Origin of the sequence: Mucilaginibacter arboris (genome assembly GCF_009754915.1) — a bacterium.
GTDB lineage: Bacteria > Bacteroidota > Bacteroidia > Sphingobacteriales > Sphingobacteriaceae > Mucilaginibacter_A > Mucilaginibacter_A arboris.
The window spans coordinates 154,012-180,302 of record NZ_WPIK01000008.1; the positions used below are offsets into that span (position 1 = coordinate 154,012).

At 38.3% G+C, this 26,291-nt stretch carries 24 protein-coding genes; 11 read left to right on the forward strand and 13 right to left on the reverse strand.

Translation table 11 applies throughout. The features are described from left to right. The first annotated feature begins 44 nt into the window (after window positions 1–44). The 3 genes from rpe (at window position 45) to GO621_RS10545 (ending at window position 2,899) form a co-directional block, all read left to right on the forward strand. On the forward strand, window positions 45–695 hold the full coding sequence (gene rpe, locus GO621_RS10535; RefSeq protein ID WP_157566785.1) for a ribulose-phosphate 3-epimerase: 651 nt from the start codon (window positions 45–47) through the stop codon (window positions 693–695). A 154-nt stretch (window positions 696–849) separates the two neighbouring features. Beyond that, a complete protein-coding gene (serC, locus tag GO621_RS10540) occupies window positions 850–1,917 on the forward strand; it encodes a 3-phosphoserine/phosphohydroxythreonine transaminase (RefSeq protein WP_157566787.1) in 1,068 nt (355 codons plus the stop codon). A gap of 31 nt (window positions 1,918–1,948) precedes the next feature. Then, on the forward strand, window positions 1,949–2,899 hold the full coding sequence (locus tag GO621_RS10545; RefSeq protein ID WP_157566789.1) for a D-2-hydroxyacid dehydrogenase: 951 nt from the start codon (window positions 1,949–1,951) through the stop codon (window positions 2,897–2,899). A 53-nt stretch (window positions 2,900–2,952) separates the two neighbouring features. Here GO621_RS10545 and GO621_RS10550 read toward each other — a convergent pair whose 3' ends face one another. The 5 genes from GO621_RS10550 to GO621_RS10570 form a co-directional block, all read right to left on the reverse strand. After that, window positions 2,953–3,486 (reverse strand): hypothetical protein, encoded by a 534-nt coding sequence (locus tag GO621_RS10550; RefSeq protein WP_157566791.1) that lies wholly within the window; start codon window positions 3,484–3,486, stop codon window positions 2,953–2,955. A gap of 26 nt (window positions 3,487–3,512) precedes the next feature. After that, a complete protein-coding gene (locus tag GO621_RS10555; RefSeq protein WP_157566793.1) occupies window positions 3,513–4,916 on the reverse strand; it encodes an MBL fold metallo-hydrolase in 1,404 nt (467 codons plus the stop codon). A gap of 71 nt (window positions 4,917–4,987) precedes the next feature. Continuing rightward, the gene (locus tag GO621_RS10560; RefSeq protein WP_157566795.1) at window positions 4,988–6,811 is read right to left on the reverse strand and encodes an ABC transporter ATP-binding protein; all 1,824 of its coding nucleotides are present in this window, start codon (window positions 6,809–6,811) and stop codon (window positions 4,988–4,990) included. Between the two features lie 58 nt (window positions 6,812–6,869). Continuing rightward, on the reverse strand, window positions 6,870–7,385 hold the full coding sequence (locus GO621_RS10565) for a hypothetical protein (RefSeq protein WP_157566797.1): 516 nt from the start codon (window positions 7,383–7,385) through the stop codon (window positions 6,870–6,872). A 118-nt stretch (window positions 7,386–7,503) separates the two neighbouring features. Further along, window positions 7,504–8,280 (reverse strand): SAM hydrolase/SAM-dependent halogenase family protein, encoded by a 777-nt coding sequence (locus tag GO621_RS10570; protein ID WP_157566799.1) that lies wholly within the window; start codon window positions 8,278–8,280, stop codon window positions 7,504–7,506. A gap of 100 nt (window positions 8,281–8,380) precedes the next feature. On the opposite strand from GO621_RS10570, the gene GO621_RS10575 reads away from it, so the two are divergent. The 4 genes from GO621_RS10575 to GO621_RS10590 all read left to right on the forward strand — a co-directional run bounded on the left by GO621_RS10575 (window position 8,381) and on the right by GO621_RS10590 (window position 11,764). Next, window positions 8,381–9,343, forward strand: coding sequence for a PhoH family protein (locus GO621_RS10575; protein ID WP_157566801.1), 963 nt, complete (start codon window positions 8,381–8,383; stop codon window positions 9,341–9,343). A 110-nt stretch (window positions 9,344–9,453) separates the two neighbouring features. Beyond that, window positions 9,454–10,401, forward strand: coding sequence for a phosphoribosylaminoimidazolesuccinocarboxamide synthase (locus GO621_RS10580; RefSeq protein WP_157566803.1), 948 nt, complete (start codon window positions 9,454–9,456; stop codon window positions 10,399–10,401). Window positions 10,402–10,456: 55 nt separating this feature from the next. After that, window positions 10,457–10,834: an STAS domain-containing protein gene (locus tag GO621_RS10585; RefSeq protein WP_157566805.1), complete on the forward strand. Its 378-nt coding sequence runs from the start codon at window positions 10,457–10,459 to the stop codon at window positions 10,832–10,834. 18 nt (window positions 10,835–10,852) lie between these two features. Then, window positions 10,853–11,764: a ribonuclease Z gene (locus GO621_RS10590; RefSeq protein ID WP_157566806.1), complete on the forward strand. Its 912-nt coding sequence runs from the start codon at window positions 10,853–10,855 to the stop codon at window positions 11,762–11,764. 11 nt (window positions 11,765–11,775) lie between these two features. Here the strand turns inward: GO621_RS10590 and GO621_RS10595 are convergent, their stop codons facing one another. Together GO621_RS10595 and GO621_RS10600 are read right to left on the reverse strand one after the other, a co-directional pair. Beyond that, on the reverse strand, window positions 11,776–12,723 hold the full coding sequence (locus tag GO621_RS10595; RefSeq protein ID WP_157566808.1) for an MlaD family protein: 948 nt from the start codon (window positions 12,721–12,723) through the stop codon (window positions 11,776–11,778). A gap of 32 nt (window positions 12,724–12,755) precedes the next feature. Then, entirely contained in the window at window positions 12,756–13,589 is an 834-nt protein-coding gene (locus GO621_RS10600) for an N-acetylmuramoyl-L-alanine amidase family protein (RefSeq protein WP_198170210.1), read from the reverse strand. A 69-nt stretch (window positions 13,590–13,658) separates the two neighbouring features. Here GO621_RS10600 and GO621_RS10605 point away from each other — a divergent pair, with 69 nt between their 5' ends. Genes GO621_RS10605 through GO621_RS10615 form a run of 3 tightly spaced genes read left to right on the forward strand, consistent with a single transcriptional unit; the run spans window position 13,659 to window position 19,079 of the window. Beyond that, window positions 13,659–16,424 (forward strand): putative LPS assembly protein LptD, encoded by a 2,766-nt coding sequence (locus tag GO621_RS10605; RefSeq protein ID WP_157566812.1) that lies wholly within the window; start codon window positions 13,659–13,661, stop codon window positions 16,422–16,424. A 2-nt stretch (window positions 16,425–16,426) separates the two neighbouring features. Further along, entirely contained in the window at window positions 16,427–17,674 is a 1,248-nt protein-coding gene (locus GO621_RS10610) for a competence/damage-inducible protein A (protein ID WP_157566814.1), read from the forward strand. Between the two features lie 40 nt (window positions 17,675–17,714). Next, the gene (locus GO621_RS10615) at window positions 17,715–19,079 is read left to right on the forward strand and encodes a dihydrolipoamide acetyltransferase family protein (protein WP_157566816.1); all 1,365 of its coding nucleotides are present in this window, start codon (window positions 17,715–17,717) and stop codon (window positions 19,077–19,079) included. Between the two features lie 87 nt (window positions 19,080–19,166). Here GO621_RS10615 and GO621_RS10620 read toward each other — a convergent pair whose 3' ends face one another. Further along, the gene (locus tag GO621_RS10620; RefSeq protein ID WP_157566818.1) at window positions 19,167–19,796 is read right to left on the reverse strand and encodes a TMEM175 family protein; all 630 of its coding nucleotides are present in this window, start codon (window positions 19,794–19,796) and stop codon (window positions 19,167–19,169) included. Window positions 19,797–20,158: 362 nt separating this feature from the next. Here GO621_RS10620 and GO621_RS10625 point away from each other — a divergent pair, with 362 nt between their 5' ends. Then, window positions 20,159–20,890: a hypothetical protein gene (locus GO621_RS10625; protein WP_157566820.1), complete on the forward strand. Its 732-nt coding sequence runs from the start codon at window positions 20,159–20,161 to the stop codon at window positions 20,888–20,890. Between the two features lie 43 nt (window positions 20,891–20,933). Here the strand turns inward: GO621_RS10625 and GO621_RS10630 are convergent, their stop codons facing one another. The 5 genes from GO621_RS10630 to GO621_RS10650 all read right to left on the reverse strand — a co-directional run bounded on the left by GO621_RS10630 (window position 20,934) and on the right by GO621_RS10650 (window position 26,245). Further along, window positions 20,934–21,710, reverse strand: a complete 777-nt coding sequence (locus GO621_RS10630; RefSeq protein ID WP_157566822.1) for a polysaccharide deacetylase family protein — start codon at window positions 21,708–21,710, stop codon at window positions 20,934–20,936. Beyond that, window positions 21,691–22,644, reverse strand: a complete 954-nt coding sequence (locus tag GO621_RS10635) for a glycosyltransferase family 2 protein (RefSeq protein WP_157566824.1) — start codon at window positions 22,642–22,644, stop codon at window positions 21,691–21,693. Before GO621_RS10635 ends, GO621_RS10630 begins: the two co-directional genes overlap by 20 nt. Continuing rightward, the gene (locus GO621_RS10640; RefSeq protein ID WP_157566826.1) at window positions 22,641–23,813 is read right to left on the reverse strand and encodes a glycosyltransferase family 87 protein; all 1,173 of its coding nucleotides are present in this window, start codon (window positions 23,811–23,813) and stop codon (window positions 22,641–22,643) included. The genes GO621_RS10635 and GO621_RS10640 overlap by 4 nt, the downstream gene beginning before the upstream one ends. Window positions 23,814–23,985: 172 nt before the next feature. Next, on the reverse strand, window positions 23,986–25,185 hold the full coding sequence (locus GO621_RS10645; RefSeq protein WP_157566828.1) for a homoserine dehydrogenase: 1,200 nt from the start codon (window positions 25,183–25,185) through the stop codon (window positions 23,986–23,988). A gap of 4 nt (window positions 25,186–25,189) precedes the next feature. Then, window positions 25,190–26,245, reverse strand: coding sequence for a homoserine O-acetyltransferase family protein (locus GO621_RS10650; RefSeq protein WP_157566830.1), 1,056 nt, complete (start codon window positions 26,243–26,245; stop codon window positions 25,190–25,192). Between the last annotated feature and the right edge of the window lie 46 nt (window positions 26,246–26,291).

Below are 26,291 nucleotides of genomic sequence, written 5' to 3' on the forward strand. Positions count from 1 at the left end.
CTAAACCATAGCTGTAGTTTTGTACATATCTTTATATTTGAAGCATGGAACATCTGATTGCGCCGTCTATTCTTTCGGCAAATTTTGGCAATTTACAACAGGATATAGAAATGCTGAACAGAAGCGAAGCCGACTGGATACATTTTGATGTGATGGATGGTGTTTTTGTTCCGAATATTTCTTTTGGTTTCCCAATTCTAAAAGCTGTTAAACCTTTAACCACAAAACCAATCGATGTTCATCTGATGATTATTAACCCGGATTCGTATATCGAGGAATTTGCAAAAGCCGGTGCTTCCAATATTACCGTTCATTACGAAGCTTGCACTCATTTAAACCGGACGATACAAGCCATAAAAAGTGCAGGTTGTACTGCTGGTGTTGCTCTAAACCCACATACACCTGTTAATTTTCTGGAAGATATTATTACAGATTTAGACCTCGTACTGATCATGTCTGTTAATCCTGGTTTTGGCGGACAAAAATTTATCCAGAACACTTATAAAAAACTATACGATTTAAAAGAGCTTAGCAGAAACAGGAACCCAAAATTAAAAATAGAGGTTGACGGAGGCATTAGCAATGAAAACTGTAAAGATTTATTGCAGGCAGGGGCAAACGTTCTGGTTGCAGGCAGCTCGGTTTTTGCTGCTGCTGATCCTGCCCAGGCTATCTTCCAATTAAAACATCCTTAAAAGAAGTAGCAAATTGCTGCTTAGGATGAAAATTATTTCTACTGTTTGTTAAAATATCCGCAAAAAACTTCTTTCACTAATTCTAAATATCTAAATTAGCCCCGCCGGTGTTTCCTAAATCATTTCTTGTTTTCCGGCTAAATAAATTAAACACATGAAGCATAATTTTGGTGCAGGTCCGGGTATTTTACCACACGAGGTACTTAAACAATCCGCAGAAGCAGTTCTTGATTTAAATGGAACAGGCTTATCATTATTAGAAATTTCGCATCGGTCGCCAGAGTTCGAAGCCGTGCTGAACGAAGCCGTAAGCCTGGTTAAAGAATTACTGAACGTACCGGAAGGTTATTCCGTTCTGTTTTTACAAGGTGGCGCAAGTTTGCAATTTGCCATGGTGCCTTATAATTTGTTGCCGCAAGATAAAAAGGCAGCTTATTTAGAAACAGGTGTTTGGGCAAACAAAGCTATTAAAGAAGCTAAGTTTTTTGGAACGCCTGTAGTAGTTGCTACGGATAAAGAAAACAATTTTAAACAAATCCCTAAAAATTATGAAGTGCCTTCGGATGCGGTTTACTTTCATGTAACGTCTAACAATACCATTTATGGTACACAGTTACATGAATTTCCAAAATCAGAAGTTCCTATGGTTTGCGATATGTCGTCAGATATTTTCAGCCGTGAAATTAATGTTGCTGACTTTGGGTTGATTTATGCCGGTGCACAAAAAAACATGGGACCGGCAGGAGCAACCCTGGTGATTGTAAAAAATGATTTGTTAGGAAAAGCCGAACGTCAAATCCCTTCTATGCTGAATTACCAAATGCATATTGATAACGGCTCGATGTACAATACGCCTCCGGTTTTTGCTATTTATGTTTCTATGCTTACTTTACGCTGGATCAAAGCAAAAGGCGGCGTTGCAGCAATTGCCAAAGCAAACGAAGCCAAAGCAAAATTGCTTTATGAAGAGATAGACCGTAACCCTTTATTTAAAGGTGTTTGCGTTCCGGAAGACCGTTCTGTAATGAATGTTTGCTTCGTAATGGAAAAACCAGAACTGGAGAAACCATTTTTAAAATTCGCCGAAGAACGTGGCCTGGTTGGTATTAAAGGCCACCGCAGTGCGGGCGGTTTCCGTGCTTCTATTTACAATGCCTTGCCAATTAGCAGCATTCAGGCTTTGGTTGAGGTGATGCAGGAGTTTGCCGAGAAAAATAAATAACAGATACTTCTTTTATCAACATAAAATATTAATGATCAGGATATTAGCAAATGACGGGATTGACCCCGCAGGAAAAGCATTGTTGGAAGCGGTTGGTTTTATTGTAGAAACCGAGCATATTCCGCAAGAACTTTTGCCGCAGCAACTAAACAACTTTGATGCAATTACGGTAAGAAGTGCTACCAAAGTACGCCAGGCTTTAATAGATGCCTGTCCAAATTTAAAATTGATTGGCCGCGGCGGCGTAGGAATGGATAATATTGATGTAGAATACGCACGTTCTAAAGGTGTTGCAGTAGTAAATACACCTGCATCTTCTTCGCTTTCTGTTGCCGAACTGGTTTTTGCACACCTGTTTACCGGTATCCGTTTTTTGCAAGACAGCAACCGCAAAATGCCGGCAGAAGGCAATACCAAATTTAATGAGCTAAAAAAAGCATACGCAAAAGGCATTGAACTGCGCGGCAAAACAATTGGTATTTTAGGCTTTGGACGGATTGGCCGCGAAGTAGCAAAAGTAGCTATGGGGCTTGGAATGAAAGTTCTGGCTTACGATTTATACTCTTTTGAACCGGAAATTGCCATTGAGCTGGGCGATGGGCAATTGGTAAAAGTAACGGTAAAAGCAGCATCCAAAGAAGAAGTGATCGCGCAAAGCGATTTCATCAGTTTGCATACGCCCTTCAGCGAAAAACCAATTTTAGGCACTGAAGAATTTGCGGCAATGAAAAAAGGTGCTGCGGTAGTAAATGCTTCACGCGGCGGAACAATTGATGAAGATGCTTTACTGGAAGCTTTAAACAGCGGAAAATTAGCTTTTGCCGGACTGGATGTTTTTGATAATGAACCAACCCCACGTCAGGACCTTTTAACTCACCCTAAAATTTCTTTAACCCCACACATCGGCGCATCAACCAACGAAGCGCAGGAAAGAATAGGCGTGGAGCTTGCTAATTTGATTGTTCAGTTTTTTAATAAATAAACAGCTAATAATAGCACAAATGGCATCCTGAAATAATTTCAGGATGCCATTTTTTATTTTGTAATACTAAAAGTGCCGCTTACATAAATAGAATCTGTTGGAATGAAAACAGAATCATATAAATAATAGGCAAAACTTCCGCTGGTTGTATTAGCAGCAGCATTGAGCTGATTTACCTTAAATTTAGCATTTCCGGAAGGGTTACTTGTTGTGTAAGTTACGTTATTGTAATTAACCTGCGAGGTGCTAAGAATATAGTTACCTGCATGAACGCTGTCAGCATTGAAATTAATAATGCAATCAAGTGGATTAGTTGGGCTTCCATCACTACCTGCAATACCATATTGCTGAGATAGGTTATTTCCCGAACCTGGTGTAATGTTGGTAAAATAAACAAAGCCGGGATTTTCGTTTCTTATGGTATAAGCTTTATTTCTGATGTTTAAAACAATAACGCTACCATTTATTGCTTTAGACCGGGGAACTAAAATCGGCATTTCTTCTGTACACGATTGCAAAAAAATACCGCATAAAAGAAGCATGGCAAGTGCAATAATTGCCCTGCGAAAGGTTAAATTTTTATTCATATATAGTTTTTTTATACAAAAAGTATCTACAATTGGTATGCAACCCCCTTTTTTGCAGCCGTTACTTGATAACCATCTTCGGTTAAAGTATCAGCCAAAGCTTGCATACTCGTTGTTTCCCCGTGTACGAGAAAAACCTGTTTAAGTTGTGTTGAATCTATTTGTTTTACAGTATTTACCAAGTCATCATGGTCGCCATGAGCGCTGAACAAATCGGTTTGCTTAATGGTTGCATAAACAGCCAGGTCGCGGTCTTTGATATGAACAATCGGGTCTCCGCGAAGCAAACGGAAACCTAAAGTTCCTTTCGCACAATAACCGATAAATAAAATGGTACAATAATAATTCTGGATATTGTGAAATAAATGGTCCTGGATACGGCCGCCTTCGAGCATTCCTGCAGACGAAATAATGATGCAAGGCTCAAAATAATTAGAAACCTGTCGGCTGTCTTTCAAATTTTCCACATAAACCAGGTTATCAAACTCGAACTGGTCTCCGGATTTTCGATAAAATTCCTGCGATTCTTCACTCAGCAGATCATGATGTTTTCTAAATATTCCGGTAGATGAATTTGCCATCGGACTATCTACAAAAACCTTGATTGGAGGAAGCAAGCCTTTAGAAAATATTTTATTAAGTGAAAAAACCAAAGCCTGTGTACGGCCAATACTAAACGCCGGAATAATTAGCCGGCCTGCTTCTTTTACACAACATTTTTCTATGGTTTCTGTCAGAACTTCTTCAACTGTTTTTCCTTTGGAATGATTACGTCCGCCATAAGTAGATTCGGAAACCAGGTAATTTGTTGGGGGAAGCGTTTGCGGATCGCGTAAGGTTGGGTAATTTTTTCTGCCAATATCTCCTGTGAATGTGATGGTTTTTTCTTCGCCGTTCTCAGTGATTTTAAAAGCAGCGGCAGCAGCGCCAAGCAAATGCCCAACCGGAATAAAAGTTAACTCGATGCTGTTATTAATGCGAAAAGGCTTGTTAAAACCAATCGTTACAAAACGGTCAATCGTTTCTGAAACGTGTTTTTGTAAGTATAAAGGCTGCATTGTTCTGCTGCCGTCACGTCTTTTATGTCCGCGATGTTTCCTGTTTTTTTGTGCTTTGTGCATAAAAATATTAACAGAATCCATCAGCAGTAATTCTGCTAATTCTGCAGTTGGCGGTGTACATAAAATTTGTCCTTCAAAACCCATCCTTACCAAAGTTGGTAAATTGCCAGAGTGGTCAATGTGTGCATGGGTTAAAATCACCAGATCAATTTCGCCGGGATTAAAAGGAAAATCTTCGTTTAATTGTACGTTGTGGTCGCGCTCATAATCTAAACCACAATCTATTAAAATCTTATAATTATCTTCAGTAGTCAATAGGTGCATACTTCCGGTAACCTGTTCGGCTGCACCCCAAATCGTTAATTTCATTCAGTATCTTTCTGCGCATATAGGCGCTGTTTTTTTATCGGTAAAAGAAGCATGCCGGTTAAAACTCCGGCTTAAACTTCAAACTGCAAGCTGCTAAGATAACGATAAAGGCCGCTTTTGTGCATCATCAGTTCTTCGTGTGTACCGCTTTCTTTCACTTTTCCTTTTTCCAGTACAATAATTTTATCTGCTTCGCGGATGGTAGATAAACGATGCGCAATGATGATGGAAGTACGGTTTTTCATCAGTTCTTCCAGTGCTTCCTGCACCAAACGTTCTGATTCTGAATCTAATGAAGATGTTGCTTCATCCAAAATCAAAATGGAAGGGTTCTTTAATAAAGCTCTTGCAATTGCAATCCGTTGCCGTTGTCCGCCTGATAATTTAACACCGCGTTCGCCAACAATGGTATCATAACCTTCGGGAAAAGAAGCAATAAATTGATGCGCATTTGCCCGTTGTGCTGCTTTTACAATTTCTTCTTCGGTAGAACTTAACTTTCCGTAAGCAATGTTTTCGCGTATTGTTCCTCCAAAAAGCAAAACATCCTGGGGAACAATGGCAACCTGGTTACGAATATCTGTAAGCGAATAGGAGGAAGACGGCTTGCCATCAAACAAAATGGAACCTTTTTGCGGGTGGTAAAACTGAAGGATTAAACCGGCAATGGTAGATTTTCCGGCTCCGCTTGGGCCAACAATAGCAATTCTTTCGCCCGAACCTGCACTGAATGATACTTCGTTTAGCACCGTAATTTCTGCACGCGAAGGATAAGCAAAAACAACCTTATCAAAATTAAGATTTCCGGTTATAGATTGATTAATAGCGTTATCGGCAATTTTAATGGAAATAGCTTCGCCTTGTTCGCCTAAAATTTCTAAAACGCGCTCGCTTGCACCAACTGCTTTTTGCAATCCGGCGTACAGTTCCGGGAAACTTCCCATCGCTGCACCAACAAAAATGGAATACAAAATAAAAGTAGTGAGGTTGCCGACAGACATTTCGCCACGGCTAACCAAAACCGATCCGTACCAAATTACTGCTACAATTGCACCGAACAAACAAAACACAATAAAAGACGCAAACAAACCGCGAAATTTAGCGCCCCGAACTGCAATTCCGGCAACTTCCCGTATTTTTTTCTCATATCTTCCGGCTTCAAATGCTTCGTTTACAAATGCTTTTACGTTAGAAATCCCCTGTAAAGTTTCTTCTACAATGGTGTTTGATTCTGCTAATTTATCCTGCGCCTGCCGGGAAATCTTCCGGATAAACCTTCCGAAAAAAACGGCAACCACAATTAGCACGGGCAAAATCAGCAGTAAGGTTAACGTTAGTTTGATGGAAAAAATGGCTAATAGAATTACGCCGCCGATCATCAGGACCAGTTGCCTAATCATTTCGGCTAAAGTTGTAGTAATCGCATCCTGAATTTGAGAAAGATCAGCAGAAATCCGACTGTTCAATTCTCCTACACGACGATTATTGAAGAAATTCATCGGAAGCGTAATCAGCTTAAAATAAGTATCCCGGCGAATATCTGCTAATGCGTTTTCGGCAACCTGTACAAACCAAATTACCCGGAAGTATGAAACCAGGGCCTGTACAAACAGTACAATAAAAGCGAGGGAACCGATGGCATTAACAGTTGGCGGAAGGAAAGCGTAACGTTGTTTGCCTTGTGCGGCATCTATTAAAGCGCCCAAAAAAGACGGAAACGCCAAACCGGTTAAACTGGTTAAAAAAAGGAAAACCAAAGCTGAGAAAAATTTTCCGCGGTAAGGCTTTAAGTAAACCAGTAGTTTTGTTATTTTTTCAAGGCTTTCCCGGTTTATTTTTGCTTTTGGCAAATCTTGTTCCTGGGTATTGCCACTATTTAATCGCGCTCTGGCCATTTTTTAATTAATTCTGGTAAAAGCAACGAGTTTATTAAAAATGTTTGGCTCTGGCAATTCAGCGGCGTTTACTTGACTTAATCCTGATGATTAAAAAAGTAAGGAGCAAAATAAGCGCGGCTGCAACAAACAGTAATTTTTTTAAATTTTCTGCCTCTTTGTGGTATTGTTCGGCTTCTGCCTGCAATTTTTCGGTCTGGTTACGCAACTTATTAATAGTGCCCATAAAAGAAGTATTGCGGTTTTCCGATTCTTTGGAACGGTCTAATACCTGGCTTTGAACGGTGGTACGATAATCCAACAATATTTTTAACTCCTTAAAAACAGCATTGTCTGTTTGAACAATGTCCATCAAAATTTCATTAGACCGGCGGATGTCTTTCTTAGTTTGCAAACCAAAAATACCAGTGTGCATATCCAAACTTTGAAAATATTGATTGAACTTGATGCTTCTTTTACCTAATAAATTATTGACTTTTTTACGCTGAAGCTGGTATGCCAGTGAATCTGTTTGCTGGGCAAATGTTGCCAAGCCGATAAAAAGCAGGCATAAAAGAAGTATCAGTTTTTTCATCGGTAAAAGAAGTAGTTTTAGATGATGGTTGATAGATAATAGTTCATGGATAATAGGTAATAGATAAGATTATTGTTGATGGTTATTTTGCTGATACCTCAAACCTGAAAGTTGCTTCCTACAAAAACTCAATCCGCACAATATCGCCTACATTTAAACCTAATAAACCGCTTGCGTTTCCTTTGTTAATGGCAATTTCCAAATGGTTACTAATGCCAAACAAACACAACTTTTCGCCTTCCGGCACTTCGTTATAATGCCAGCTTAGTTTATTGATCGATTCGTTTCGTTTAAAATACAGCACAAACTGCCGTCCGTTTTGTACTTCGGTAAAAAGGTCTTTGGTGATGTTGGTAATTACATTTTGAAAGGAATCGATATAAATTACGCTTCCTTTAACAACGTTTTGATCTACAACCGGTTGCAGCGTCATCTTTTTTTCCAGCCGGATAATTGGTATGCCAATAGCTGTCAGTTTTCCTTTTTTTGCCAGATGGCAGGCAGCTTTTACAAAAATATCAGCCAAAGGAAAATGAAGAAATTTTAAATCCTGCAAAATATTGATCTCCACAATTTCATCCGGGATACGATCAAACATCAGCGAAAATATTCCGTTATCTGCGCCAACAAAATAATGGTTTTGGTACCTGATAGCGATGTACCGCGTTTCTTCGTTGTAAACAGTATCAATACCGATGAGATGAACGGTATGTTCCGGGAAGTAATGATAACTGTTTTTGAGAATAAATGCAGCCTGAGGAACATTAAAGGCTGAAACAGAGTGTGTTATATCTACAATAGTAACATCTGGCAAAAGCTTTAAAATACTACCTTTCAGAGCAGCCTGATAGATGTCCTTATCGCCCAAATCTGTAGTTAAAGTTATAATTGCCATTAAAATTCTAAATATTTATTACTAATCTTGTGGATAGGTATAAACTGCTGCAAATATTAAATTTTTAAGCATAAAAAATGATAACTAAAATTCTTAAAGCTTGAACGAATTAAATTTAACGATCGACGCCATTAATCCTGCTATGTTGTGGGGGTCTAAAAATGATCATTATGAGATTATAAAAAAGCAATATCCAAAGTTAAAAATTGTTGCCCGGGGCAACGAGGTTAAAGTTTTGGGTGATGAAGCAGAGATTAAAAACTTTGAAGAAAAATTAAACCAGCTGATTGTACACATAGAAAAATTTCAGAACCTGAACCTGAACGATGTTGAACGTATTTTAAGCACGAAAGGTTCAGTTCAGGCTGCTTCCCCTGAGCAAAACGGGCAGGATAAAGGCCAGGGCGAGGTAATTGTATTTGGTACCAACGGCCTGATGATTAAAGCCCGTACAGCTAACCAGCAGCGCATGGTCAACAGCATCAGTAAAAACGATGTGCTTTTTGCAATTGGCCCGGCAGGTACAGGGAAAACTTATACTGCGGTTGCACTGGCTGTAAGGGCACTTAAAAATAAAGAGATCAAGCGGATAATTTTAACGAGGCCAGCAGTAGAAGCCGGCGAGAACCTGGGTTTTTTACCAGGTGATTTGAAAGAGAAAATAGACCCTTATTTACGCCCATTATACGATGCACTGGATGATATGATCCCGGCAGAGCGTTTAAAAGCATACCTGGAAAACCGCACCATAGAAATTGCGCCGCTTGCTTTTATGCGTGGCCGTACTTTGGATAACTGTTTTGTAATTTTAGATGAAGCACAAAACGCTACTGATATGCAGTTAAAAATGTTTTTAACAAGGATGGGGCCAACTGCAAAATTTATTGTTACCGGAGATGTTACCCAGATCGATCTTCCCCGAAAACAGCAATCCGGTTTGCATACAGCTTTGCGTATTTTGGCAGATATAAAAGGCATTGATATTATTTACCTTACGGGAGATGATGTGGTAAGGCATAAACTGGTAAGGCGCATCCTGGAAGCTTACGGAGATATTCAATAGTTTTTAAAGTAGCAAATATTTAGCATAAAGATTAATCTTATCATCAATTCTTTATTAAATTAAATACAATTTCTTGCTACTTTATACTAAATACTTGTTACTACTACTTAATGAACGCAATTAAAGAAACTAATTTTAATTTTCCCGGCCAGACTAATTTTTACAGGGGCAAGGTAAGGGATGTTTATACCATTAAAGATAAATATTTAGTAATGGTAGCAACAGATCGTATTTCTGCTTTTGATGTAGTGCTGCCCGAACCAATACCGTATAAAGGACAAGTACTTAACCTGATTGCGGCCGGTTTCTTAAAAGCAACAGATGATATTGTGCCCAATTGGGTTATCGCTGTTCCCGATCCAAGTGTAACTATTGGCCGCATTTGCAAACCCTTTAAAGTAGAAATGGTTATCCGTGGTTATCTGGCCGGCCATGCCTGGCGCGAATATTTTGCCGGTAAAAGAAGCATCTGTGGTGTGAACCTGCCAGATGGTTTAAAAGAAAATGACCGGTTGCCGGAACCTATTATTACGCCGACTACAAAAGCCGCTGTTGGCCATGATGAAGATATATCCAGAGAAGCTATTTTAGCAAAAGGTATAGTGGCAGAAGCAGATTATATTCAGTTAGAAAAATTTACACAAGCCTTATTTCAGCGCGGTATAGAAATTGCCGCAGAACGAGGTTTAATACTGGTAGACACTAAATACGAATTTGGCAAAGCAGACGGAAAGATATTTTTAATTGATGAAATACATACACCAGATTCGTCAAGGTATTTTTACAAAGATGGTTATGCAGAACGGCAACAAAAAGGCGGGCCACAAAAACAGTTGTCAAAAGAGTTTGTTCGACAATGGTTGTTAGATCATCAGTTTTCGGGGAAGGAAGGGCAGCAGATACCTGAAATGAGTATCGAAATAGTAAAATCTATTTCAGAACGTTACATCGAATTGTATGAATACATTAGTGGGAACCCTTTTGAGAAATCTGAGGATCAGAATATTAGTACGAGGATTGAAAAAAATATTAACGATGCACTCATTCTTTTACCCTGAATACTTTTATTTCTACACGAAATTATTCTATCTTTAACTATTAATATTAAATTATATGAAATTTACGGTAGATAAACATGAAAAATATGTTCTGATTAAGTTAAACGAATCAAAACTTAACTCTTTGATTTCACCGCAGCTTAAATCTGAGTTGATTTTGATGAATACGGACGGGCAACGCAATATTATTCTTGACTTATCAATGGTTAAATTTGCAGATTCATCCGGCTTGAGTAGCCTGTTAGTTGGCCATCGTATCTGTAAAAATGCTGATGGAGGTTTTATATTAACAGGTTTAAGTGAGTCTGTTGCACGTTTAATCTCTATTTCTCAGTTAGAAAATGTGCTCTCTATCGTAAATACACCGGAAGAAGCAATTGATTTGGTTTTTATGGAAGAAATTGAAAAAGACCTTAAAAAAGAAATAAAATAATCGGTTTCCGCCTGCGAAATGAGATTTGATGTAACGATATTAGGTAGCAGCTCTGCAACACCTATTTATAACAGAAATCCAACTTCACAAGCATTAAACATCAACGAACGGTTTTATTTAATTGACTGCGGCGAAGGTACCCAGCAACAAATGCTGCGTTTTGATGTAAAGCCGGGTAAAATAGACCATATTTTTATCAGCCATTTACACGGCGACCATTACCTCGGTTTAATCGGGCTGCTTTCATCCATGCATTTAAACGGACGTAAAAAACCAATGCATATTTTTGGGCCGCCAGACCTAAAAAAGATTATCGATATAAATTTAGAATGTTCGTGGACCAAGCTGAACTACGAACTGATTTTTCATCCGTTGAAAAACACGGAAACAGAAGTTATTTTCGAAAACAAGGATATCATTGTTCAAACCATCATTCTAAATCATCGAATTCCTTGTACCGGATTTTTATTTAGTCAAAAAAAAAACCTCCTAAAACTGAATGCAACCCAATTAGAACACTATCAGGTTGGACGTAACCAGTTTTTAAAGCTGAAACAAGGAGAAGATTTTGTAAACGAAAATGGCGAAAGGGTTCCTAATTCTGTATTAACAATTAAACCGGAAGACCCTAAAAGTTATGCCTATTGTTCTGATACGTTAGCTGGGGAAGCTTATCTGCCGCAAATTGAGGATGTTGATTTACTTTATCATGAAGCTACTTTTATGCACGATTTATTAGCAAGGGCACAAGAAACTTATCATACAACAGCATTACAAGCCGGTGAAATTGCGTTTAAAACAGGTGTAAAAAAGCTCTTAATAGGCCATTTTTCTGCCCGCTATAAAACGTTAGATGGTTTACTGGAAGAAGCCAGGTCCGTTTTTAAAGAAACCGACCTGGCCATAGAAGGTAAAGTATTTACGATCTGATACTTCTTTTATCAATCATTTTTCTTTCCGCCAAATATCGAAAAGCTTACGTATCTTTTAGGATTGGCTTTCAGGTCCTGCATTAATTTATCCAGATCGGCAGCAGAATTATTTAAATTGTTATATAGCTTGTCATCATTCAATAATAAGCTAATTGAACCCTTACCAGTATTTATTTTATTGATAGCCACTTGCAAATCGCTTATCGCTTTGTTGGCATTGGTTAAAGTTTCCTGGATATTTGTTTTGGCAACCTGGTTACTTAATTGATCGAAATTAGAAACGATGTGCGAAATATGTTCATTGTTATTACGGAGGTTATTAGAGATAGACTCGAAATTAGCCAGGATTTTGCCAATACGTCCGCCTTCAGAACCAACCAGCCCATCAACTTTTTTTGTAGTCCCCTCAATTGTTGCCAACGTATTAGCAATGCTTTTAAAAGAGCGATCAACGTTTTTTTGGAAAGATGGGTTCAGGATAGTGTTTACAGAAGTTAAAAGCGAATCCATTTTAGCAATAATATTCTCTGCTTTTTTCTGTACCGGCTGTACTGTTTCGGCTAAGCTTCTTTCTACGTTAGACCTTAAAGTATCCTTGTTTTCAGCATAAACGGCACTGTTGCCTAATTCAAACTCAATCGCTTTATTTCCTAATAAATCTGTACTCATTAAACGGGCAACAGAGTTTTGCGGAATAGGATAGTCTTTATTAATCTTAAATTCAACAACTGTTCTGCCGCTTGGCTGCAACTTCATATCAGAAACACGGCCAATCTGAAAACCATTTACCAGCACCGGTTTTGAAATATTTAAGCCATCAACATGGCTATAGGTAGCATAAAATTTTTGTTCCCTGGACAGGATATCATTGCCACGCAAAAAATTATAGCCTAAAACAAGTACAGTAATAGCAACGGCCGTAAGTGCGCCAATTTTGGTTTCGTTAGATACTTTCAAAATGTAATGTTTAAATTAATTCTATTTAATAGTTATTCATTTTCCTTTCGGTACTTAACAATTGCACGAACAATAGAATTTACTATTTCTTCCTGTCCTGCTTCAGAGTTCAAATATTTTTCGTCTTCAGGATTGTTAATAAAACCGGTTTCAATTAATACAGATGGCATAGCGCTATGACATAAAACCAAAACGCCCTGTTCAATTACACCGCCGCTTGGCCGGCCATCTGTTTGTACAAATTCATTATTAACCAAATCAGCAAAACGGATACTTTGTTTACGATATTTATTTTTATATGCGTTTAACAAAATCATCGAGGTAGGGTCATTGGGGTCAAAACCGCTGTTCATTTCCTTGGCTTCCTTATCATCAAGTAAGTTTTCCCTTATGGCTTTTTCTTCTTCCTTTGTGCGGTGAAACCCGTAAACCAATACTAAAACACCACGGCTGGAACGGTCCGGCACTCTTGTCCTTTTTCCACGTACGGTAACAACTTTATCGGGCAAAGAGTTGCAATGTATGGAAATAAAAAGGTTGCCCTTGTTTTCGTTTGCAATGTCTGATCTTTTCTGCCATTCCACATCCTCGCCGTTGGTCCGTGTCATCACCACTTTAATATCGCTCATTTCCTTTTGTATCGCTTTTTGTAACTTAAATGCGATGGCAAGCGTTACATCTTTTTCGAGAGAAAAAGAACCGGCAGCACCGGCCCTGCGGCCGCCGTGCCCGGCATCAACAACAATTGTTTTTAGTTTAAACCGGCGATTTTCGGTAGTGTCTTTTTTTACCGGTTTTTCCTCTATAAAAGAAGTAGTAGTAATAAAAAGTATTAAAATTGGGAAACAATAAATGAGCCTTTTCAATGTTCTATTTTTCATTAATTTTGAGACCGTAAACAACATAATTTACAAAAATAATATTCAAAATCGATTTTGAGATTTATAAAGCTTCTTTTTCCTTTACTACTCGTCACAATTTGTTTTTTTTCAGCTTTTTCTTTCTCAGTTACCCGGATAGCCAAAAAATATAAGTTACTGATAAACGATACCATTATCCACCTGGATTCATCAAGAAGGCAGGACAGGGTACTTCTACAGCATGACACTACCGTTCGGGCAATAGGAAAAGTGAAAGGAAAAACGACTGCAAAAAAAACAGGTGTAAAAACAGCATCTAAAGCAGATACCACTTCAAAATCGAAAAATGGGTTAGGTTCTACCGTTAAATACGCTGCTGAAGATTCTATCATTACAGATCATAAAAATAATATTGTTTATTTATATGGCCGCGCCCGCATTACTTATGAAGATGCTGCCCTTGATGCAGATTACATCAAATTAGATCAAAAAAACCATTTAGCTTATGCTAAAGGTATTGTTAACCCCAAAACTAAACGTTATGCCGGCAGGCCAATTCTGAAGCAAAAAAATGAAAGCCCTGTTACGGCTGATTCTTTGGTTTTTGATTATACTACTAAAAAAGCAAAAATTTACCAGGCTTATTCTGAACAAGAAGGCAACTATATCTCGGGCGGACAGGCAAAAAAACTGAACGAAACAGAAATTGCCTACCGTAATATACTTTTTAGCACTTGCGACCTGCCTTATCCGGATACACATTTTGGTATTGTCATAACAAAAGGTATTGCCGAAAAGAACCAGATCATTTCCGGTCCAGCTTATTTGGAAATTGAAGGTGTGCCTCTTCCAATTGCCATTCCTTTCGGGTTTTTCCCCAAACCTGATAAAAGGACTTCAGGTATTATTTTACCAACTTTCGGGGAAGATGCAACGCTTGGCTTTAACCTGCGCAACTTTGGTTATTATATGGGTTTTGGCGATAAGTTTGATTTAACCAATTACGGCTCCATTTATTCCAAAGGTTCTTTTGAATTAAGCAGCGATGCGCGATATTTTGACCGTTATAAATATTCGGGCAACTTGGTTTTGAGTTATGGTTACCACAAATATGGCTTGGCAACAGATCCGGCAGCAAAAGATTTTAACATCCGCTGGTCGCACACGCAAAACCCAAATGCAAATCCCGGAACTACTTTCAGCGCTTCTGTTAATGCAGGTACATCTACCTATTATACCAATAATGCCAGTACAGTTAATTATAATTTAACTGCTTTAACACAAAATAATTTACGTTCCAGTATTGCCTACAGTAAAACCTGGGCAGGCACGCCTTTTAACTTTACCGCAAGTGCCAACCATAGCCAGGAATTATCTTCCAAAACCATTACTTTAGATTTGCCCAGCTTTACCTTTAATATGGCCAGCATCAATCCGTTTGATTCTAAGAACCGTGTAGGCGAGCAGAAATGGTACCAAAGGATCAACGTTCAATATACCTTAACAGGCGATAATCGCGTTACTGCAATTCCAGAATCTCAGTTTTTAACTAAAACCATTTTTAAAAGGTTTCAAAATGGTTTTCAGCAAAATATTCCGGTTAGTTTAAGCCTGAATGTTCTCAAATACTTTCAATTTAGTTCGAGTGTAAATTATTCTGAGGTAGATTATTTACAAACGATCAGGCAGCGTTATACAAGAGGTAATACTTCTGGCGTTGATTCTTTAGTAACAGATACTGTTCCCGGGTTCAGGCGTGCAGGGACTTACAATCTAAGCACAGGTTTATCTACCAAATTATACGGAACGGTAAATTTTAAGGGAGGAAGATTGAAAGCAATCCGCCATACCATGACACCTTCGCTCAGTTTCCAGTACCGGCCGGATTATAACAATAATTCTTACGGCTATTACCAAAATGTGGTGAGCAACCCGGCCATCCCTTATCCTTATTCTTTAACGAGGTATTCTATTTTTGCTAATTCGCTTTATCAGGGCCCGTCTGGAGGAAGATCAGCTGGGTTAGCTTTAAGCGTTGATAATACAATTGAAGCAAAAGTAAGGGCAAAAAGTACCGATACAACCAATACCGACCGAAAGGTTCCTATTTTACAAGGGCTTTCTTTTTCAACCTTTTATAATTTCGTTGCCGATTCCATGAAGCTTTCGCCCATTAGTGTTTCCGGCCGTACCGCTTTGTTCAATCAAAAACTCGGAATCAATTTTAGCGGAATATTTGATCCTTATACCACTATCATTAAAGATTCAATTAGTAATGGCCAAATTGTTAAATATGCCAGGCGGATAAATCAATATACATTAGAATCAGGCAAATTGCCGCGTTTAACCGCTTTTTCGCTTTCAACAAACTTCAGCCTTAACTCAAACACCATTAAAAACCAAAGCCAGCAACATGCACAAAATACTGCCAATACCTTGCAGGGCATGAACCAGCAACAGGCCGGCCAGCTTGCCATGATCAACCGGGACCCAAATGCATTTGTTGATTTTAATATTCCCTGGAATGTTTCCTTTAACTATAACTTTACTTACACTAACAGCGGTATATCTACAACCGTTAACAATGCCGTAAATATTAACGGCGATTTTAACGTAACACCTAAATGGAAATTGCAATACACTTCTGGTTACGATTTTCGCTTAAACAAAATCAGCACAACATCCTTGTCCATTTACCGCGATTTGCATTGCTGGGATTTAGCTTTTCAATGGATTCCGTTTGGTTATTACAAGTATTATAGTGTTGATTTGAGGGTTAAAGCAAGCATTTTGCAAACGCTGAAGCTGAACAAGCGGAAGGATTACTACAACAACTATTAAAAATGTTAGCAGAAATTATCACGATTGGAGATGAAATCCTGATCGGACAAATTATAGATAGCAATTCGGCCTGGATGGCACAACAATTAAACGCTGCCGGAATCCGTGTTAAACAAATTTCATCGGTTTCTGATAACCGCAAACATATTTTAACTGCCATAAAAGAAGCATCCGAAAGGGCAGATGTAATTTTAATTACCGGCGGACTTGGACCAACGAAAGACGATATTACCAAAACTACTTTGGCCGAATATTTTAAGGTTGGGATGAAGCGCGACCAGGAAACGCTGGACAATGTTGCCCGTATTTTTGCCCGTTTCAATCGTCCTTTATTAGATGTAAATATTCGCCAGGCTGACGTTCCGGAAAACTGCGAGGTTTTGCTGAACAAAAACGGAACAGCGCCCGGCATGTGGTTTCAGGAAAACGGAAAGGTTTATGTTTCGATGCCCGGCGTACCGCACGAGATGATGTATTTGATGGAAGACCTGGTATTGCCAAAACTGAAAGCTTCTTTTAACCTGCCAAAAATTTGGCATCAAACAATATTAACCGTTGGCGAAGGCGAATCTTTTTTAGCCGAACGGATTGCAGACATTGAAGACCAGCTTCCGCCACAAATCAAATTAGCTTACCTGCCAAAATTAGGAACAGTACGTTTGCGTTTAAGTGCTTATGGAGATGACGAAGAAAAAATGCAGCAGGAACTTGCTCTTCAAACTAAAAAACTCACAGAACGATTAGGTTCTACCGTAGCTGCAACAGAAGATATCCCGCTGGAAAAAGCCATACTTCTTTTAATGGCAAAAAATAAGCAAACCTTATCTTTAGCCGAAAGCTGTACCGGCGGTTATATTGCCCATTTATTTACCAGTCAGCCCGGCGCTTCCAGTGTTTTTGTGGGCGGTGCAGTTTCTTATTCGTATGAGATGAAAGAAAAAATGTTAGGCGTAAACAGCGATACCTTGTGGGAAACAGGCGCGGTAAGTGAAGAAACCGTACGCGAAATGGTAGAAGGTGCTTTAAGAAATTTTTCTTCGGATTATGCCATTGCTGTAACCGGAATTGCCGGCCCGGATGGCGGAACACCCGAAAAACCAGTTGGTACAGTTTGGATTGGCGTGGCCAGAAAAGATAAAACAATTGCTAAAAAATATGTTTTCGGTAATAAACGCATCCAGAATATCGAGCGCACGGCAATAACAGCCATGGGAGATTTGCTTAAACTGCTGCGCGAACCAATTGCATAACCAACAATAAAACGTAATTTTATCCGACCAAATACAAATAATGGCTTTATACGAATTACTACTGCCGAGAATGGGCGAAAGCGTTGCAGAAGCTACCATCATTAAATGGCTGAAAGTACCTGGCGAAATGATTGAGCCGGATGATGCCGTGGTAGAAATTGCAACAGATAAAGTTGATTCTGAAGTTTCTTCGCCCGTAAAAGGGAAACTATCCGAGTTATTATTTAAAGAAGATGAAGTTGCGCAGGTAGGATCGGTAATTGCACTGATAGAAACTGAAGTTGAAAAAAGTACAACCGTTGCAGCACAACCGGCAACGCCGCCGGTAACCGCACAACCAGAAAAAACACCGGTAAAAGAAGCATTGCCGCAAGCAATTCCGGGATTAGAAATTTTACAGCCAAAACCCGCAACACCAACACCTGTAAAAGATAGTATTCGTTTTTATTCGCCTTTGGTCAGGAGTATTGCCGGGCAGGAAGGCATCAGTCAGGAAGAATTGGACCAAATTCCGGGCAGCGGTTCCGAAGGAAGGTTAACCAAAGACGACCTGCTGGATTATCTTCAAAACAAAAAATCAGCACCACAATCAACAGATCAGTCTGAAAAATCTGCGCCTGCAAATCCGGCTTCCACCACAAAACCTATTGAAAGGCCGCAAGCAGAAAGTAAATCAACTCATGCTGCTGTTTCTGCAGGGGATGAAATTTTCGAAATGGACAGAATGCGTAAGTTGATTGCAGACCACATGGTCATCAGCAAGCAAACTTCGCCGCATGTAACTTCTTTTATTGAAGCTGATGTAACCAATTTAGTGCAATGGCGCGAAAAATACAAAGCTGCTTTTGAAAAGCGCGAAGGCGAGAAAATTACTTTTACACCAATTTTTGTGGAAGCTGTTGCCAAAGCTTTAAAAGATATGCCGATGGTAAATGTATCGGTAAACGGAACGCAGATCATCCGAAAAAAAAATATTAACATTGGTATGGCTACTGCTTTGCCAAACGGAAATTTGATTGTTCCGGTGATTAAAAATGCAGATACACTGAATCTTTTAGGGCTAACCAAAGCTGTAAATCATCTTGCCCAACGTGCCCGGAACAATAAACTACAGCCTGATGAGGTGAAAGACGGCACCTTCACCATTACCAATATTGGTTCTTTCGGAAACATTATGGGTACGCCAATTATTAACCAGCCGCAGGCAGCAATCCTGGCTATTGGCGTAATCAAGAAAAAACCGGCAGTTATCGAAACCGGATCTGGCGATATGATTGCAATCCGGCACCTGATGTATTTATCGCTCTCTTACGATCACCGGATTGTTGATGGCGCACTTGGCGGTATGTTCCTTAAAAAAGTATCGGATTATTTAGAGAATTGGGATGGTAAAAGAAGTATATAATGCTTTTTTTACCGGCAAAAAATTTGCTGCTTTCCTAATCAGTACCATCAGTAAATATAGATGTGCAATAACCTGAACGGAAGCAATTCAGCCGACATCTTCCTTTGCTACATCAATTAATATTTTGCTCATGATGTTATTGCCCGAGAAAAAGATGTAAAAAATCAGTGCACATGTCATAAAAAACAAGCTTATATAAACGCTGATAAAACAAGTCACTGCTGCAAGCACATAACAAACAGGGCCTATAATAGCCGTTTTAATAACTGAACGATATACTTCTTTCGTAAGTGCTTCATGTTTTAAAGTTTCATTTTTGATGATATATTCCAGGATGCTGAAATTCAGCATCGATATTGTAAATAAGGTTCCGGTATAAAGTAAAATGGTACTCGTTAAAAAAAAGTTGTCTGCCAGGATAGAAGCCGGAAACGGAACCAGCGCAATAAACATCAGGTAAAGAATGTTCAGCCAAAGCAATGGTGTATTTACTACTTTTACAAAACTAAAAATCCGGTGATGGGCAACCCAAAAAACACCAATTACCAAAAAACTAAACCCAAAACTTAGCAGTTTTGGTGCAGCAGAAATAAGGATATGGTTTAGTTGCCCGTTATTAATATTCTGTTTATCGGGTACTTTTACATTTAAGATCAGCAGGGTAATGGCAATGGCAAATACGCCGTCAGAAAAAGCTTCGAGCCTGTTTTTGTTCATCTAATATTTTTTCAGCCTAACAGCGGCAACAAATATTTGTTTAAACACGAAACATAAAAACAGCAGCAGGTTTAATGTTTTTGGGGAACATCGTGCGGATAATGCTTACTTCTGGCGCGATACTGTTGCTTAGAACACCCGGCTGCGGTAAAAGCAATCAACATAATAGCAACTATTGTTTTCTGGAATAAACGGCACATCCTATTACTTTTAAAATCTCTTTATAAAAGTAAGAATTGTGAAGGAAAAGAAAGTAAATTTCTACAGAGGGCTTAAATAATCAAAAAAGCCATCTATTACTATTTTAAAATCAAAAATAGTATTTAAACTATTTATACCTTTGTTTTAACTATTTTGCTAGTATGCCTAAAAATTTAAACTATCCTTTAGCTTCATTTCAAAAAGCTTTTACATTAGCAGATGCTGTAGATGCTTTGGGGGGAAGTTGTTCTGTTGAAAATTGCGCACAAAAAATGCAGCGGAAGGTAAGCGGCGGTTTTATGGTGATTATATCTTCTGCTCAAAAATTTCAGCTGGTAAGTTTTGAAAAAGGTATTATTACTACCTCGTCGGAATATAAACTAATCAAGCATTCTTATACCAATAGTGAGCGACTGGCTTTATTGAGAAAAGCTTTTTTAGTGCCGCAGGTATTTTCTATCCTTTTTGAAAGGTTTAAAGGGCGGGAATTACCAACCGAAATGCTGGATAAAATACTGATCCGTGAATTTGGGGTAGAAGAAAATACTGCTGGGCGTGTTGCCGGTTATTTTATAGAAGGCTTAAAAGCGTATGGTTTATTAAACGGTAATGTGGTTGTTGAAGAAGACCAGGAAGTTACCCCCAATAAAACTTCTTCCGAAACTGTTAATAATGTGGAACCTGTTGTTCTTTCGAAGCCTGTTGAAAAGGATGAAAAACCCGATAGCGCTGATGCTTCTTTTATCACCCTAAAATCTGACAGGTATGAAATACAATTATCCGGGCCGGGAATTAACGGCAAATTTATTATTGAAGATGAAGAAGGCCTGCTAATTGCAGAGGCGATACTTAAAAAAATAAAAAAAGTAATAAAAGGAGGTAGTAAAGTATAGATAGTAATAAACTATTTTCTGGTCGATTAAAAAAGTTTTATTACTATTTTATTGTTTTTACAAATTCTTCTGTTGTCCCAAATAAATAGTTTTTACTTTTTGCCCATGCAATAAAATTAGAAATTCTGTCTGCAAAATGATTGCCTGTATTTTTCATCACGTAGCTGGGGAAATTAAAGCGTTCCGGTTGGTTTAAATTAGTAAATTCCCAGGGATGAAAATACAAGTTTAAATAACCATCTTTTTTATAAGTACGGTTACACATCCATTTAATTAAACCAAGCGGCAGGTTATGAAAAGTTAGCCAAAATAAAGGAAAGCGTACGGTAGGTGTAACAGAAGATGGCAGTTGTAAAACCTTGTCCTGATAAAACCAGGTACGCGGTTTTTTTAAATTGTTGTACCTGCCGGGAAGGAACGTTGGATTGATAGACGAATTGTAAACATATCCTGCCTGAAAAATTTCTTTTTCATCTACCGGCATCATCCGTGCCATTCGGTATCCTGAAACTTTTTTGCCTGTTAACTGCTCCAATACTTCTTTTGACTGCCTTAAATGTTCAACCTTAAAATCTGAATGGTAATAGCCATGCGAAGCAATTTCATGTCCGTTGGCTACTATTTCCGCAATTATATCAGGTTTATTTAAAGCGTAATTAGCGGTACAGTAAAAGGTAGCTTTAATTTGATGCTGTTTTAACAGGGATAAAATTTTTCCGGTCCCCTCGGTAGAAATTGATAACTGGTCTTCAAAAGAAATGGTTTTGCCATATTCAAAAGGCATATCAAATTCTTCAATGTCAAAGCTTAACAGGATCATGGTTTAGTTTTACTAAGTTAGAAGAACGTACAATATAATTAGGACGCTGTTTGGCTTGCATAAACAATTTACCCAAATACAAGCCGATAATGCCTAAAACCATCAGTTGTACACCGCCAAAAAATACAACTGTAGCTAATAAAGAAGCCCAGCCGGAAACCACATGACCTGAAAAATAACTGATTAAAATATACGGAATATACAAAATGGCAGCCATAGCAAAAAACAACCCGATGCCAATAGCAATATTTAAAGGCCTGACACTGAATGCTGTTACACCTTCAACAGCAAAATGGACCATGCGTTTAAAGGTGTATTTACTTTTACCGGAAAAACGAGGGTCGCAAACATAATTGATAGCAAACTGACGAAAGCCCAGCCAACGGATCAACCCGCGCATAAATAAGCCATTTTCCGGCATTTGGGCAAGTACATTTACCACTTTGCGGTCAATTAAACGAAAATCAGCCATGCCCTTTTCCAGCTTTGTATCTGATATGGAATTGATGATACGGTAATAAATATCAGAAGTTTTACGCTTAAAAAAAGTAGCTTCATCAGCATATTCCCGTGTGGTATAAACCACATCGTAACCTTCTTCCCACTTTTCCAAAAACTGAGGGATCAGTTCTGGAGGATGTTGCAAATCGCTGTCCATGCATATTACACAATCGCCGGAAGCATGGTCATAACCGGCTTTTAAAGCATTTTGATGACCAAAATTGCGGGAAAGTTCTAAGTAAAAAAAATGATTGCCAATGCTGGAAAGTTTTTTTAGTTTATTTAAAGTATGATCTGAACTGCCATCATCTACAAAAATCACTTCAAACTGATAAGGTAGGTTTTCAAAAACAGAAATCAGGCGCATGGCCAGCGTTTCAACATTTCCTTCCTCATTAAAAGAAGGGACTACGATAGAAACTAATCTCTTCATACTGCTAATTCTGTTTTTTCTGTTTGATCTTTCATGTTTCTTGTCCAGGTTTCATAAATAACAGTTAACCAAACCAATAAACAGGGCAACGCTTTTAGGGAATATTTTACGATATATTCGTTTTTTATGCTTTTCGGAAAAATATCAGAAGGTGATAAACTGGTTAGGATAAATGCAAAAACCAATAAAGCAATCTGCAAAGGTGTTACAGGTTTTGGCAAATTAACAAACCAAATAGCAACACCTGCAAAAGCAATTATGTAAGTCGGAGATTCGGAACCGGAACTAAATAAAACCGTGAATAACAGTGTAGAACTTAGGATAAGTAACTGGTATGGCAGTTCGTTATATTTTTTAATGAAAAGATAAGAAGAGCCAAAAACAGCTAAAGCAGGAAGCAGAACAATGCCGTCAGAAATTTTAGGCAGATGAAATATACGGCGTATTAAGCCCATTACAGAAATATCCTGCATAACTGATGCTGCGTTTTCGGCATCTTTTTCTATAAGCACTTTTAGCCAATCACGATAAGTTTGAATAATGAAAGCAGGTGAAGACAGGAGCATTGGCAAAACGAAAAATGCCACCGACCAGAAAATTAAACTCAAAATCAGTTTTAATTTATGATCTGAAAAAAAGAAAAAGGCAAGCCCGACAATGCCATAAAGTTTAATAAACGTTCCTAAAATAATCAGGCAGGCCGCCCAGAAATCTTTTTTCTGCCTGATCAGAATAAAGCTTAACAAAATAATAGCAGCCATACATGGATTAAACTGCACGCTAAAAGAAGCAGTCATTAACTCGTGGGCGCAAAGCAATAAGATGATAATTTTATGTTGATTAACTAAAGGAAGATGATTAATAGCTACAAATAATATATAAGCATTAAACATCACCCATAACACTACAGCAACCGGATCTGGAAGCCAGACAAATGGCGCAATAAATAAGGCGAAAAGAGGGCCGTAATGGTTTACATCTAAAAAATGTTCTGGTTGTGGCAGATATAAATTATGCTGATGGATTACATTAAAAAAGGTAAATTTATAAATGAGGTAATTATTATAATGGTGGCTGAATGCCTGTTTTATTACTGCAAAAAAACTTAAGCCGAACCACAAAAACAGGGCGGTTTTTTTTTGTAAAAGGAAGTTTAACACAGAGGGCATGTATTGCTATAAGTAATGCTATTGTTACAAACATAAAAAAAATGTTGAACATTTTAACGCTTAGCCTATAGCCAAGGCTAAAAAAAAGAAGGCCCTGACCAGGGGCCCTCTTTTAAACTGATAAAAGAAATCTACTACAAAACTTGTATCAGCGCTTTTAATGCAATGTTATTTACCTGGAAGAAACCCTCGGGTTATTAACTGCTATAAAAGCTTTGTTTTGAGATATACGATGCTGGTTAACAATCAGATTTTTTAATTTGATTGTTCCTGTAATAAATTTAAAACGGTCTGAATAAAATCTTTCGGCAACATGTTCAAAGTTCAATTCCTTAATGAGATCTTCATTATGGTAACGCATGTAAATGTCTAATTCAATATCATTGGTAAATTGTAAACCATCTGTTGCTGCTGCTTTTTTATATTCATAATGATAATCGTAACGCAAGGCCGTAATATCGGAAAGCACGGCCGAACCAGTAGGATGTCCACCTGCACCTTTGCCAAAAAAGAATTGCTGATCTGCAAAAGCAGCCTGGACAATCACCCCGTTATATTCGTAATCAACATTATAAAGCAACTCTTTTTTATCAATGAAACGGGGAAGTACATACAGGGCAACCTGTTGGTTATTTAACTTTTTTGCATAAGGTACAAGCTTGATTTTCAATTCCTTCTCTTTAGCATATTGAATATCTTGTACAGATAAGTTTTCGATGCCCAAATTAAAAACTTCTTCCGGTTTTACCACAATTCCATACGCATGATATGCTGCAATCACTAATTTGAATTTGGCATCAAAACCACCAACATCCATCGTTGGGTCTGTTTCTGCAAAACCTAATTCCTGCGCCTGTTTTAAAGCGGTAGGATAATCCAGGCCATCGTTAAACCCTTTGGAAAGGATGTAGTTGGATGAACCATTAAAAATACCGTAAATAGAATGCAGCAACTCATTGTCATAATATTCTTCCAGGTTACGTATAATCGGAATACTTCCGCAAACCGCGCCTTCGTAAAGCAAGGAAGTACCGTACTGATGCTGCAGGTCGATCAGTTCTGATAAGTGCAGGGCAATCATTTTTTTACTGGCCGAAACCACATTTTTTCCGGCCTTGAGGGCAGCAGAAACGATCTCAAAAGCTGCTTCCGTATCGTTAATTAACTCTACTACTGTATTAATTTCGGGGTTTTGAAGAATGCTGTTTTTATCGGTAGAAAAAAGTTCTTGCGGTAACGAACGTTTTTTATTCGGATTTTTAATTACAAAACGAACAATTTCCAGGTTAAGGTTTTTGGTTTTGATAATATCATATAATCCCTGGCCAACTACACCAAAGCCAAACAGGCCAATATTTATTTTTTTACTCATGTTATCAAGCCGTACGAAATGGCGTAGTCAATTTTTCTGTAACTTGTTGTATTAAAAAAGATTTAATAATCTTACTTAAAGCTTCTGTTTCTATTAAAAAGCCATCATGGCCAAAAAGGGATTCTACCTCAGCAAAAGAAGCATCCGGAATATGCCTCGAAAGAAACCGTTGTTCTTCTGGTGGAAATAAAATATCTGAAGCGATAGCAATAATCAGGCTGCGTGCTTTAACCCTGCCTAAAGCATTTTCTAAACTTACGCGGTTTCGAGCTACATTATGGCTGTCCATTGCCTTGGTTAAATACCAGTAACTGTAAGCGTTAAAACGGTTAACCAATTTTTGGCCCTGGTAATTCTGATAGGATGCGGCATTGAAAGACCCTTTTTTCTGCAGATCATCTTCTGATTGTGTTACAGCATAAGTTTTATAACTACGGTAGGATAGCAATGCCAAACTCCGTGCTGCTTTTAGCCCTGCATTTCCGCCGTTTGGCTGACTTTTATAAAATGTAGGGTCCGCAGTTAAACACAAACGCTGCGATTCATTAAACGCAATTCCCCAGGGAGAATGCCTGGCATTGCTGGCCAGAATAATTAACTGGTTTATTTTTTCCGGTTCAGAAACAGCCCATTCTAAAGCTTGTTGTCCGCCCAATGATCCGCCTATCAGTACATCTATCTGATCAATTTTTAAATGTGCAGCAAGCAGTTGATGGGCCTTAACCATATCACGAATAGTAATTTCCGGAAAAGAAAGATAGTATGGTTCGTCATTTTTAGCGTCAATGCTTAATGGGTTGGTTGTTCCATAAGCAGAACCTACAATATTTGCGCAAATAATAAAATGCTCTTCCGGGTTAAATATCGCTTTTTCTCCAAATAAACCCGGCCACCAATCTATAACATCCGAATTTGCTGTGAGGGCATGACAAACCCATACAATATTATTTTTATATGTACTCCGGTTTCCAAAAGTATGATAAGCAATTTCTAAAGCAGGCAGCTTTTTACCGGATTCCAGATAAAACAAATCAGTATGAATAAATTTTTTTAAGCTCATCAGCAAGACCACATCGGCTTTAACAAATAGAAAAAATAAAGATCAG

Bases quoted from the DNA above. Each gene is read 5' to 3' on its own strand.
- rpe (WP_157566785.1), top strand. From the start codon at position 45: ATGGAACATCTGATTGCGCCGTCTATTCTTTCGGCAAATTTTGGCAAT.
- serC (WP_157566787.1), top strand. From the start codon at position 850: ATGAAGCATAATTTTGGTGCAGGTCCGGGTATTTTACCACACGAGGTA.
- GO621_RS10545 (WP_157566789.1), top strand. From the start codon at position 1,949: ATGATCAGGATATTAGCAAATGACGGGATTGACCCCGCAGGAAAAGCA.
- GO621_RS10550 (WP_157566791.1), bottom strand. From the start codon at position 3,486: ATGAATAAAAATTTAACCTTTCGCAGGGCAATTATTGCACTTGCCATG.
- GO621_RS10555 (WP_157566793.1), bottom strand. From the start codon at position 4,916: ATGAAATTAACGATTTGGGGTGCAGCCGAACAGGTTACCGGAAGTATG.
- GO621_RS10560 (WP_157566795.1), bottom strand. From the start codon at position 6,811: ATGGCCAGAGCGCGATTAAATAGTGGCAATACCCAGGAACAAGATTTG.
- GO621_RS10565 (WP_157566797.1), bottom strand. From the start codon at position 7,385: ATGAAAAAACTGATACTTCTTTTATGCCTGCTTTTTATCGGCTTGGCA.
- GO621_RS10570 (WP_157566799.1), bottom strand. From the start codon at position 8,280: ATGGCAATTATAACTTTAACTACAGATTTGGGCGATAAGGACATCTAT.
- GO621_RS10580 (WP_157566803.1), top strand. From the start codon at position 9,454: ATGAACGCAATTAAAGAAACTAATTTTAATTTTCCCGGCCAGACTAAT.
- GO621_RS10585 (WP_157566805.1), top strand. From the start codon at position 10,457: ATGAAATTTACGGTAGATAAACATGAAAAATATGTTCTGATTAAGTTA.
- GO621_RS10590 (WP_157566806.1), top strand. From the start codon at position 10,853: ATGAGATTTGATGTAACGATATTAGGTAGCAGCTCTGCAACACCTATT.
- GO621_RS10610 (WP_157566814.1), top strand. From the start codon at position 16,427: ATGTTAGCAGAAATTATCACGATTGGAGATGAAATCCTGATCGGACAA.
- GO621_RS10615 (WP_157566816.1), top strand. From the start codon at position 17,715: ATGGCTTTATACGAATTACTACTGCCGAGAATGGGCGAAAGCGTTGCA.
- GO621_RS10620 (WP_157566818.1), bottom strand. From the start codon at position 19,796: ATGAACAAAAACAGGCTCGAAGCTTTTTCTGACGGCGTATTTGCCATT.
- GO621_RS10625 (WP_157566820.1), top strand. From the start codon at position 20,159: ATGCCTAAAAATTTAAACTATCCTTTAGCTTCATTTCAAAAAGCTTTT.
- GO621_RS10630 (WP_157566822.1), bottom strand. From the start codon at position 21,710: ATGATCCTGTTAAGCTTTGACATTGAAGAATTTGATATGCCTTTTGAA.
- GO621_RS10635 (WP_157566824.1), bottom strand. From the start codon at position 22,644: ATGAAGAGATTAGTTTCTATCGTAGTCCCTTCTTTTAATGAGGAAGGA.
- GO621_RS10640 (WP_157566826.1), bottom strand. From the start codon at position 23,813: ATGCCCTCTGTGTTAAACTTCCTTTTACAAAAAAAAACCGCCCTGTTT.
- GO621_RS10645 (WP_157566828.1), bottom strand. From the start codon at position 25,185: ATGAGTAAAAAAATAAATATTGGCCTGTTTGGCTTTGGTGTAGTTGGC.
- GO621_RS10650 (WP_157566830.1), bottom strand. From the start codon at position 26,245: ATGAGCTTAAAAAAATTTATTCATACTGATTTGTTTTATCTGGAATCC.